Here is an 11487-nt window from a genome sequence, read left to right on the forward strand (position 1 = left end):
TCCCTCCTATACTCCATATGCGAAGAAGTAATAAAATTTGGGATTTGTATTGAGATCCTCTTTGAGGCGGAAAACCCTTTTGTTCTCGATGGCGTACCTGATCTCGCTCTTGGGATCAAGGAGGTTTCCGAATTTCCTTGCGCCCACGGGACAAGCCTCCACGCAGGCAGGGTACCTCCCGTTCCTTGACCGTTGAATGCAGAAGGTGCATTTTTCGACCACTCCCTTGTAACGCGGGCGGTTTCCGAGATAGTGCGTTTTCGGATTGATCTCCTCGGTCTTCCTGCTGGGCTCCCCCCAGTTGAAGCGGCGTGCACCATAAGGACATGCTGCCATGCAGTATCTGCAGCCGATACACCAGTTATAGTCCACCACGACGATGCCGTCGGGTTCCTTCCAGGTCGCCTGTGTAGGACAGGCCTTGACGCAAGGAGGATTCTCGCACTGTTGACATTGGACGGGCATGTAGAAATACCCCGGCTCCGGCACCTGAGAAGGGCTGTAGTATTTTTCTGATTCTTCAAGGTCGACCCATTTATTACCCTTCTTGAATCTCAACACCGTTATCCAGTGGATCTGAGGGTCTTTGGATTGGTTATTCTCCTCAACGCAGCCGTAAACGCAGCGTCTGCAGCCGATGCACCTTGACAGGTCGAGACCGTATCCAAACAAGACTCCAGGGAGAGCCTTCTCGTTGCCTATCGAAATCGCCTTCTTGTACTTCTGCTCATACTCTCTTTCAAGGCGCTCTATGACCTTCTTTATCTCAGTTTCGTTCATTTCCCTGAAGTGTTTCTGGAAAAAGGCCTCCCAGAAAGAAGCGTCTGCCTTATCGAGCGGAAGCATTGTGCCTGCCAGTCCAACTGCAGCACCCTTCAAAAAGGTGCGACGGTTTATCGTCATCTCTCTCTTATCTCCACTCATGCTCTCTTTCATCAAACACCTCTACTATTTGATATCATACGGTGATGTTGGGGGAGGCAAAGGCTGGATCGGCTTAAACCTCGGATCATGGGGCCAGTGACAGTGGACGCAGAGGCGGTACTGTTTTTCTCCGTTCCACATTCCTGTTCTCTTGCCATGGAGACCGGCCTTCCATTCACGCAGTATTACGCCGTGACACTGACCGCAGAGGTTGTACGATTCCTCGAACCGAACGATCGTCCCATTGGCGAGTCGCAACGTATCCCTGTTATCGGGATTATGGCAGTCAAAGCACCATCCGCCGGGCATATGGTTGAGGATGATATCCTGATGCATCCCCTCGAGCTTTCTCGGCTTTCTGTTTACCGGCATACCCTGATGACATTGTGAGCAGGGGAATATCCCCTCGCTAAAAGGCGGGGGAGGGACAAAAAATTTCTTCGGGATGTCCTGTTCCGTGGTTTCAGCGAAGGAGAACGAAAAAGGAAGGCAGAAACAAGAGACCATAAGGATAAAGAAGACCGTCTTGGTATGTTTCATGTTTACCCTGTACTCCCCGTTAGGATTTTTTACTGCTGCCACACTCTCTTTTATTTTATATACTAATCTCTTCTTTCATGCCATTGCAAGCATTTATCCACCTTGCCCGTAAAAAAGAGAGGCTAATGCGATTCCTTAAGATTGAACACAGGAAATATCTTCGTGATGAAGTAGAAGAGTACGAAGGGCATGATGAAGATGGCGAGCGCTCCGAAAAAGCCTTCCTTCAGGGTCTCCCAGTTATGGGGGATGATCGGAAGATGATAGTGCATGTAACCCGCAAAGGTCAGAGAGAATGCCTGACCTCCAATAACAACATTGTACCTCATCATGAAGACACCGAAAAGGACGAGGGCAACACCGATGACCGTCCTTCTTATGGTCAACCCCGGCGTCAGGAAAAGGATAAGGGGAATAAGATTGCCGCAGGTGTACTGGAGAATGAAGATATTGGTGAAGTCCCTGCCGTAGATGACGCTCCTGAGAACATCCCACGATTTCACCGCGGTGTAACCCCGGAAGATGAGGTCGAGGAGTTCAAGGCTTATGGCAAAAACCAGGAACAGGAGCAAGTACTTTGCCGTCATTTTGACGACGTTGATCTCGACACTCTTCAACTCTTCCTTGGACTGGTATATCTGGTAAGCGGTCTTCTTCCGCGTAGCGAGTATTTTTCTGATTTCCATCGTGACGATGTAGGTGAGGAGGCAGAGGGCGATACCTGAGACGACTGCGGACATGATGAAGATGACCGGCATGAGGGGTGTCATCCAGAGAGCGTTCGCCTTGACCGAGCCGAAGATGAACCCTGCATAGCCGTGGAGGAAACAGGCAACGGGGATCCCGAGCCCTGCAAGAACCTTGATCGTCTTTTCGTCTTTGTGGAGGGCTTCCTCGCTGATATCAAAGACTCCAAGGGTCAATGCCGTGTAAATGAGATATTGGATCTTCTCAGAAAGACGCTTGTCCTGCTTTTTTCTGAGGGATAAGGACATCTCCACAAAGCGCTTCCGGTAGAGGAACCAGAGTTCGGACGCAACGATCGCTCCATAGGTGAAAAAAACGATACCAAAGGCGGCGATGGCAGAGGTGAAATGGGGGGTCATCATGACATTGATGCCCCTCGTAGGAAACTGGAGATGCAAGACGATGGGCATGGGGGCGGCAAAGAGCAGCGCAAAGGAGAAGACGAGGGCAAACCGAGCTATCTCTTTCAATTGCTTCACTCCAAAGACATGGTAAAGGGATGAGAGGACAAAGGCCCCAGCGACGAGACCTGTCATAAAAGGGTACATGACGATCTGGATGCTCCAGTAGATATATTCATTCGGTAAGACAAATAACTCCTTCAGGGTCCATGCTTCTCCGTGAACCATCTTATCGTACCTCCTCATCCAAACCGACGTAGTAAACCTGCGGTTTTGTTCCGTATTCGCTCTTTAAGACCCCGACCCTTTCCGTCTTAATCGTCTTGGCCACGGGATCATTGGGGTCCATGATATTGCCGACCATCCTCGCGCCGAAGGGACATGCCTCGACGCAGGCGGTCTTCATGCCCTTATAGAGGCGGTGGACGCAGAAGGTGCATTTCTCGGCCGTATGGTAGACGGGATGGAAGAATCTCACTCCGTAAGGGCAGGCCATGATACAGTATCCGCAGCCGATGCACCATGTACGGTCAACGAGCACGATGCCATCCGGTCGCTGATACGTGGCGCCCACAGGACAGACCTGAACACAGGGCGGGTTTTCACACTGATTGCAGAGTTTCGGCACAAAGAAGGCCTTGTTGATATCTTCTTTCTTGATATCCTGGAAACCCGCTATACCGAGGTCGATCTTGCTCGTGGTGAAGCCGTCCCTTGCCCCCTTGGGAGAGTCGGCAAAGAGCTTTCCCTCTTTCGTCAGCACATATCTCTCGACCCAGGTCCTCGTGACGTTGGCGTCATAGGGTATCTCATTTTCGTTCTTGCATGCCTTCACGCACATGCCGCAGCCGACGCATTTGTACGTGTCCACCAGGAAGACCCACCTCACCTTTGGTTTGTCGCCTTTTGCGGCAAGGATCTCCTTCGGGTCCATGATTTCGAGTGCCGCCAGGGGCAGGGTCAAGCCCGTTATCCCTTTGGCTGTATTTTTCAAGAAGTCTCTTCTCGTGATCATTTCGAGCCTCCCAATCTCGGGTTGTGGGGGTTATGACACATGACACAGTCTATACCAGGGTTATGTTGCTCAGGATCTATCCCCCTGATATTCGCCCTCCCGCTTGTGGGATAGGCGAGGGGATAATGGCACCTGAGGCAGAGGCTCCTGCTCCTGTCGATCTGGAGCTTGGGCGGGTCCGACGGATGGTCGAGGGCAGGACCATGGCAGTTTTCGCAGTTTATGATCGCGTGGGGGGTCTGCATGATGCTTTCATATTTGTCGGGGTGGCAGTCTTTGCAGTAGGTATTGTCGAACTTGTACTTGACCGTGAAGTTTTTCCAGAATTCCTCATTATTCTTATTATGCCATCCGTACATATAACCACGTTCCCAGACACCGAAACTCTTGGGCACGTAGAATACTCTGATTATCAGTATGACGGCAATGATGCCGATGACTGCATACAGCGGTCGCCAGACATGACTCTTCACGGAAACTACCTCCCCTTATCAGATGAAGTACGATCGTTCGTTACGCCGGAAAAAACGTCGCGCCAGTATACCCTCTTGCGTAGAATTAGCCAATAAATCGTTTCGGGTCTCGATATTCGTGGCATCTAATACAAGCTCTCTTTCCGCTCTCAGGAGTGACGCGCCACACATGGGGTTTGTGGCACTCCTTACACTGCATGCCGACGACTTTAATATGGAGATTGTGCTTTCCAACATCGATGATGTTTCTGTGACAGCTCAGGCAGTCTCCCCAGTCCGGTCTTACTTTCGCATGGGGCTTGTGGCATGTGTAGCAATAAAACTGCATCGGCGCATCGGCCGGGACCGATATCTTGAGAGCCTTGCCGATGGTCTCTTTTGTAGGCTGATAGTGCTTCACATCGATCGTACCGTCGGCGATCAGTTCTCTCCTCACTTCCTCTCCGCCGTGACAGAAGAGGCACTTCTTTCTCCCGGGTCTGAGGTCAGTCGTCCGGTCGGTATGACAGTTAAGGCAGGCGAGGGCTTCCATCCCCGTGCCGTGAACCTCCTTGCCTTTGTGACACCTTGTGCAGAAATGCTCTTCCGGCGTGAATTTATGTACGACATAACCGTGGCATTTGGAGCATTCCACCTGTTCCATGAATACATGCTTTGCATGGAGTGTTGATTGATTGATCATCGGGGCCTTGGGGAATTTCTCGTCCTTCTCCCAGTGGCACCGAATGCAGTATTTCCAGGGAACAATGACCTTGCCGTGGCGTTCCGGAACGGACGTGGGTCTGTGGAGAACAAAGCTTATAAGCAGTCTGTTCTGTTCGGGAATCGTGAGGTGATGGCATTCATGGCAGTTTATTCCGGTATGTTCGCTCTTCTCCCACGCTTCAAAGGCCGGTTTCATAATATGACAGCTCACGCAGAACTTCGGATTGTTCTGGGTAAAATCATAGAACTTATAGGCTACGACACCGCTTCCGGTGAGTATTACCATGAGGAGGACTGCGATGATCGCCTTTGCCGTAACGGACATTCCCTGGTTGATCTTTGAAAAGAAGTTCTTGACCGGTCTGAACGGATTCATGATCTAAAACCTCCCTGGACTGGTCTCATCCTTTTCTTTCCCCTTCCGTCATAGTGACAGGAACGTCTTCGGATCCTTGTACGGGTGACACTTCACGCAGTCTTTTCTCGCCTGGGTCTCTGTTACGGTCCATACGTGGGGTTTATGGCAGTCTTTGCACTGCATTCCCGCGACCTTGATATGGTACTCGTGCTTACCCGTTGAGGGGACATTGCTGTGGCATTTCATGCAGTCATTCCAGTCAGGTCTCACCCTCTTGTGGGGCTGGTGGCACTCATAGCAGTAGAACTGCATCGGTGCGCTGTCAGGGACATTGATCTTTATCGCCTTCCTGATGATATCGGGCGACGGCTGGAAATGCTTTACGTCGATCGTCCCGCCGGCAATGAGCTCCTGTCTCACCTCTTCATCGCCATGACAGAAGAGACATTTCTTCCTTCCCGGCCTCAGGTTCTTCGTCCTTTCCGTGTGGCAGTTGAGGCAGGCGAGCTTCTCCATGCCCGTACCATGGACGTCTTTGCCGATATGACACTTCAGGCAGAACCTCTCCTCAGTCGGGAACTTATGGATAACGTATCCATGACACTGCGTGCACTCGAGATTTGCTGTTGTCGCATGCCGTATGTGGTATTGCGATTTCGAGACGTTTGGCGCGTCCGGGTACTTCTTGTTCTTCTCCCAGTGGCAGTTCATGCAGAATCTCTTCTTTACGATGATCTCCCCGTGCCTCGGGGATACGGTCTTGTGGCCGAGAAAGACGAACTTGTACATCTGCACCATCTGTTCTTGCTTTGTGGAATGGTGACAGTCATGGCAGTTTACCCTGTTGTGCTCGCTCCTTGCCCATGCTGCGTTGGCTGAGTCATGAACGTGGCAGAGGATGCAGGCCTGGGGATCGTTTTCGAAATAGTCATTGATCTTGTAGCCGACGGTACCTGCTGAAAGGAGGAAGAGGAAGAGAAAGACCATGATGAGGATCTTTGCCTTCCGTGACAGTCTTTCAGTAAACCAGGTTGTTATCTTGTCAAGCACAGCCAATCCTCCTTCCCTCAGTTATCGTCTGATTTCCTTGAAAGTCTCATATGCAGCTCGTACCGTCTTGTCAATGTCCTTCGCTGTATGAGCAAGGGAGAGAAAGCCCGCCTCGAACTGTGAGGGCGCTATATTAATGCCTCTCTCGAGCATTCCCATGAAGAACCGGGCAAATTTCGTGGTATCAGAGGTTTTTGCCGAGGGGTAGTCGATGACCTCTCTGTCGGTAAAATAGCTGCAAAACATCGTTCCTGCCCTGTAAAACCGCGTCGTGACACCTGCCTTTCCGGCGGCGTCCTTCAATCCTTCTTCAAGGCGCTCCATGGTCCCGTCGAGTCTTTCGTATGTGCCTTTTCTCGAGAGGACCTTCAGGGTCTCAATGCCGGCGGTCATTGCGACGGGGTTTCCAGAAAGGGTACCTGCCTGATAGACCGGACCTTCCGGAGCGACCATGGCCATGATCTCACCTTTCCCGCCGTATGCGCCCACAGGCATACCGCCTCCGATGATCTTGCCGAGGCAGGTCATGTCGGGCTTTATCCCGTAATGCGCCTGTGCCCCTCCGTAGGCAACTCTAAACCCTGTCATCACCTCGTCGAAGATGAGGACGATGCCGTATTTTTGGGTTTCCTTCCGCAGGGTCTCGAGAAATCCCGGCACCGGCAATACGCACCCTATGTTACCGACAACAGGTTCGAGAATGACGCAGGCGAGAGATCTCCAGTCTTTCCTGACGGTCTCCCTAAAGTTCCTGACGTCGTTGAAAGGAAGGGTTATGGTGTTTCTTGCATAGGAACGGGGTACGCCGGGGCTGTCCGGAACACCGAAAGTTGTTGCGCCAGAACCTGCTTTTACGAGGAGTCCGTCGGCATGGCCGTGATAGCAGCCCTCGAACTTGATTATCTTGTCCCTCCCGGTGTATCCCCTCGCCACCCTGATCGCGCTCATCGTCGCCTCAGTTCCGGAACTCACCATCCTGACCTTCTCGATGGAAGGGTAGGCCTTCAGGATAAGTTCGGCAAGCTCTGTCTCGAGTTCCGTTGGCGCGCCGTAACTGGTGCCTTTTGCGAGTGCTGACCGCAGGGCTTTTATAACTGCCGGATGGGCGTGGCCGAGTATCATCGGTCCCCAGGAGAGCACATAGTCTATATACTCATTTCCGTCGGCATCGTAGATCTTCGAGCCCTTTGCATGGTCGATGAAAAGAGGGTTCCCTCCCACAGCCTTGAAGGCCCTCACAGGACTGTTGACGCCCCCGGGAATCACGTTGACCGCCCGTTCAAAGAGTTTTCTCGATCTCTTCCAGTTCATTTCAGGCTCCTTTCGCCGGCAAGAAGGAAAATACAAACTCTTTATTATAACACAGGATGCCTATGATAGAACAAAGGCCGTTTTCTTGTCAAAAGCCCTTTGGATTGTGTTGGATTGCCGGAAGAGTCTATGCCGGAACTAGATCGTGAGGGAACGAAAACCTTTCCTCACTTCTTTGATCTTTCCGCAGGTATAGGCTCCTTCGGGGCATGGGGCGTAGAGACAGGCGGGGCCTGCCTTTTCGAAGAGCAGGGGCGCAACCTTTGTTACAAGCTTGAACATCTCCACCGCCATCTGCCGAATCTCCCATTGAGCCCTGAGACAGCAGCGCTGTCTGAAGAAATGGATGAGCTCCCTTGCATTCATGGTGACCATAATCTTCGTCTCAGCGGCATTGGGCAGGACAAAACGGGCGTCCTGGTTTGCGGCCTCGCCCGTTATGCCCTTTTCGTTCAGCCTTTGGGTGATCAGGGTGTAGGCCTCCTGCGCCTTCTCCAGAAAGTCCTCGAAGACCTTTCTGAGTTCCCGGTCTTCCCTGAGCACAGGCGGGATTACGTAGTCAAAGCCCGCCTCTTCACTGACGTACCGCTGGGACTGCTGTGAATAGGATGCGAGCCTGTGCCTGACGAGCTGATGGGAGCACGCCCTTGATATGCCCTCGATGGCAAAGGTGAATGATGCATGTTCGATGGGACTCATATGTCCCATCTGCACGAGCTTACGGACGAATTCCTTCTGGTCTTTTTCCTCGATCCTCTTCTTCAGCGAAGCGATGTCGGCAGGGCTGTAGCAGAGCTTCGCAGCCATTGCAACTGTCTCTTCAGGGTTAGGGGTATGGCGCAAAAGGATTACCTTCAGTCTTGACTCGGGCATGGGGCTATGATATCACGATGAAAACCCTTGACACAAGAAGCGGGAAATTTTATTCTTAGCCATGAAGAAACCCTGGTCAGGAAGATTCAAGGAAAGGACGGCGGGGATTGTTGAATCCTTCACCCAGTCCATCTCCTTTGACAGCCGCCTCTGGAAATACGATATCGAAGGGAGCATTGCCCATGCCGCGATGCTTGGGAGACAGGGGATCATTCCGAAGGGTGATTCCCGGAGGATCATCAGGGGGCTGAAGGAGATAGAGGATGAAATAGCTTCAGGAACGTTCAGGTTCAGGCAGGACCTCGAAGACATCCATATGAACATAGAGACGGCGCTTATCAGGAAGATCGGAGATGTGGGGAAAAAACTCCATACTGCCAGGTCGAGGAACGATCAGGTGGCCCTCGATATCAGGCTTTATCTCAGGGATGAGATCGGCCTGATAGGAGCGGCTGTAAAAGACCTTCAGAAGAGATTGACGGAGGCGGCAGAAAGGCATATTGACGTTATCATGCCTGGGTATACCCATTTGCAGAGGGCCCAACCCGTTCTCCTGTCACACCATCTTCTCGCCTATGTCGAGATGCTGAACCGCGACAGGGAACGGTTGTCGGAGACCTTCAGGAGGGTGAATGTACTTCCCCTCGGTGCCGCCGCCCTTGCAGGTACCTCGTTACCCATAGACAGGGAATACGTGGCAAAGCTTCTCGGGTTCGAAGGTGTTATGGAGAACAGCATGGATGCCGTCTCCGACAGGGATTTTGCCCTCGAATTCCTTGCGGACGCAAGCATCCTCATCATGCACCTGTCGAGGCTCTCCGAGGAGCTGGTCCTCTGGTCGACAGCGGAGTTCTCCTTTGTCGAACTCCCCGACGCCTTTACGACAGGCTCAAGCATCATGCCTCAGAAAAAGAACCCCGATGTGGCGGAGCTCATCAGGGGGAAGACAGGCAGGATTTACGGCTCACTCATCTCTCTCCTGACAACGATGAAGGGACTGCCGCTCTCTTACAACAGAGACATGCAGGAAGACAAGATACCGGTCTTTGATGCTGTGGATACGGTGAAGGCATCGCTCTCCGTGCTTGCCGAGATGGTTCCTCGTATACGCTTTAACAGGGAGAGGATGGCAGGCACCGCCTCAGACGCCTATGCTACGGCTACGGATGTCGCAGAGTATCTCGTCAGAAAGGGCATGCCTTTCAGAGAGGCCCACGAGGTGACGGGCAGAATAGTCCTTCACTGCATCGAGAAGGGCAAACGTCTTGCCGACCTCGACAGAGGAGAGTTGAAGAGCTTTTCCCCCCTCATCGAAGAAGACATCTACCCCTATCTCACCGCAGAAGGCTCGATAGCATCGAGGGGATCAAGGGGCGGGACTTCCGTGACAGAGGTGAGAAAGCAGATTACGAGGATTAAAAGGCTCCTTCGCACATGAAGGTTCGGTCGGTCTTCTCCCTTGTAGTCCTTTCCCTCTTCATTCTTGGCTGCGGTAAGAAAGGTCCGCCGACTCTCAAGGCCTTTGAAAAACCCGTGCCGCCATCTGGTCTAACAGCTGTCCATAGGGAGGATGCCGTAATCCTTTCGTGGAGTTATCCTGACGACATGAGGCAAAAGCTGAAGGGATTCCCTATCCTGAGATCCGCGAACAACGGTTTTGAGAAGATCGCATTTGTGAGTAACGACAGCGGCTCTTATCATGACAGAAACTTCAAGGTAGATGGTACGTACCGATATAAGGTGGTTGCCGAGAGCCTGAAGGAGGTTCTTGGCAATGACTCGGACGCAATCACCGTAACGCCGAAATCTCCGCCGCCTCCTCCGGGGCATGTCAGGTTCGGCGTGAAGTCTGATTTCATCGAATTCTCCTGGGACGGTTCAGGGAAGGACGTCTGTTATAACATGTACAGGAGTTTTGAAAAGCGTACGTATGGGGCGACACCGCTCAATACGGAGCCCCTCTGTGGCCTGTCTTTCCGGGATACTCTCCTGTCGCCTGAGAAATCTGTTTATTACCAGGTGAGGGCATTGCTGAACACAAAGATCCTCGATGAGGGATATCCTTCTCCTGAAATTGAGGTTGGGCCTTCAGACTTTGTCCCATCTCCGCCATCGGACCTGCGCATCGTTAGAGATGAGGACAAGATATTCCTTATCTGGAGGGAAAGCCCGGAATGGTGGATAAAGGGATACAGGGTTTACCGAAAGAGAGAAGGGGATCCCGGATTTACTCAGATGGGGGAGGTAAAGACGCCCACCTTTACAGACATCGAAAGGACCGGCAGGAAGATCCGTTATATGATACGTGCAGTGGGGCCGGTTTCAGAAAGCGCTCCACTCGAAGGGGAGTAGCAACAGCGGATTAGCTAGGCTCTAATGTTTCGAACAACTGTCAGGCTGGCTTGGATCGCAGCCCTGTACACGCGATGATATTCCGACAGTAAGGTACTGTGAGGACTTCGCCGAGGGTGATTTCCTGCATCGAGCACTCAGCGGCAGTCGGCAACCATGAGAGGTATCGCAGTACAGGTCTTCTCGCCACGCCTGCCTTCCCGAATAATGTAGTTTTATGCCGGAAGTCTACATTACCCCTTTGTGAGAGAGGACGAGATCCTTGATCGTCGTCTTACCCAGGGAGGCTGCCAGAGAGTCGTCAGCGCATTTCATGATATCCTCAATCTCCGGCAGGGTAAGTGATTTGGCGTCCAGGAGAAGAGAGTCCTCGCCCTCCGTTCTCACGGAGTCGAAAATCTCCCTGAGTGAGATTGTTTCTATGTCCTTTGCAGGGAGATAGGCTTGCCGTTCATCGCCCATGGAGAAAATGAGACCTTTTTTCTCCAGTAGGAAGAGCATGTCCTGAACCATATCTGGCGGAAGGACGAGGCGACTGAGGAGTGAGTCGAGCTTCCACGGGCCTTTGTTGTAATAGAAATTGTAGCCTATGAGAAACATGATGAGCATTGCGAGTTTCTCCCTCTGTCTGGTGCTCAGGCGCAAGCTCTCTTTTCTGAAATCAAGGAGACGGGGATACTGGTGGTAAAAAGAGACCCGCGCCCCGACGAGGAGAATAAACCAGCTCCAGTAGAGCCA

General features: G+C 52.2%; 12 protein-coding genes. 2 read left to right on the forward strand and 10 right to left on the reverse strand.

Features of this window, described 5'->3' with window-relative positions:
- Positions 1 to 6: 6 nt before the first annotated feature.
- From VFG09_06655 to thyX, 9 genes are all read right to left on the reverse strand, one after another.
- The gene (locus tag VFG09_06655) at positions 7 to 936 is read right to left on the reverse strand and encodes a 4Fe-4S dicluster domain-containing protein (GenBank protein HET6514826.1); all 930 of its coding nucleotides are present in this window, start codon (positions 934 to 936) and stop codon (positions 7 to 9) included.
- Between the two features lie 12 nt (positions 937 to 948).
- Positions 949 to 1506: a cytochrome c3 family protein gene (locus tag VFG09_06660; protein HET6514827.1), complete on the reverse strand. Its 558-nt coding sequence runs from the start codon at positions 1504 to 1506 to the stop codon at positions 949 to 951.
- Between the two features lie 80 nt (positions 1507 to 1586).
- Entirely contained in the window at positions 1587 to 2840 is a 1254-nt protein-coding gene (nrfD, locus tag VFG09_06665; GenBank protein HET6514828.1) for an NrfD/PsrC family molybdoenzyme membrane anchor subunit, read from the reverse strand.
- Position 2841: 1 nt separating this feature from the next.
- Positions 2842 to 3627 (reverse strand): 4Fe-4S dicluster domain-containing protein, encoded by a 786-nt coding sequence (locus VFG09_06670; GenBank protein HET6514829.1) that lies wholly within the window; start codon positions 3625 to 3627, stop codon positions 2842 to 2844.
- A complete protein-coding gene (locus VFG09_06675; GenBank protein ID HET6514830.1) occupies positions 3624 to 4100 on the reverse strand; it encodes a cytochrome c3 family protein in 477 nt (158 codons plus the stop codon). Before VFG09_06675 ends, VFG09_06670 begins: the two co-directional genes overlap by 4 nt.
- Before the next feature lie 85 nt (positions 4101 to 4185).
- Entirely contained in the window at positions 4186 to 5181 is a 996-nt protein-coding gene (locus VFG09_06680; GenBank protein HET6514831.1) for a NapC/NirT family cytochrome c, read from the reverse strand.
- 48 nt (positions 5182 to 5229) lie between these two features.
- Entirely contained in the window at positions 5230 to 6213 is a 984-nt protein-coding gene (locus VFG09_06685; GenBank protein HET6514832.1) for a cytochrome c3 family protein, read from the reverse strand.
- Positions 6214 to 6234: 21 nt separating this feature from the next.
- Positions 6235 to 7524 (reverse strand): glutamate-1-semialdehyde 2,1-aminomutase, encoded by a 1290-nt coding sequence (hemL, locus tag VFG09_06690; GenBank protein ID HET6514833.1) that lies wholly within the window; start codon positions 7522 to 7524, stop codon positions 6235 to 6237.
- A gap of 138 nt (positions 7525 to 7662) precedes the next feature.
- Positions 7663 to 8397, reverse strand: coding sequence for an FAD-dependent thymidylate synthase (gene thyX, locus VFG09_06695; GenBank protein HET6514834.1), 735 nt, complete (start codon positions 8395 to 8397; stop codon positions 7663 to 7665).
- A 61-nt stretch (positions 8398 to 8458) separates the two neighbouring features.
- Here thyX and argH point away from each other — a divergent pair, with 61 nt between their 5' ends.
- Together argH and VFG09_06705 are read left to right on the forward strand one after the other, a co-directional pair.
- Positions 8459 to 9835: an argininosuccinate lyase gene (argH, locus tag VFG09_06700; GenBank protein ID HET6514835.1), complete on the forward strand. Its 1377-nt coding sequence runs from the start codon at positions 8459 to 8461 to the stop codon at positions 9833 to 9835.
- Complete coding sequence (locus VFG09_06705; protein HET6514836.1) at positions 9832 to 10749, forward strand: hypothetical protein; 918 nt, start codon at positions 9832 to 9834, stop codon at positions 10747 to 10749. The genes argH and VFG09_06705 overlap by 4 nt, the downstream gene beginning before the upstream one ends.
- A 228-nt stretch (positions 10750 to 10977) precedes the next feature.
- On the opposite strand, the gene VFG09_06710 is transcribed toward VFG09_06705, so the two are convergent.
- The coding region (locus VFG09_06710) for a hypothetical protein (protein ID HET6514837.1) at positions 10978 to 11487 on the reverse strand (510 nt) is incomplete at its 5' end.

It is taken from the genome of Thermodesulfovibrionales bacterium (assembly GCA_035686305.1).
GTDB lineage: Bacteria > Nitrospirota > Thermodesulfovibrionia > Thermodesulfovibrionales > UBA9159 > DASRZP01.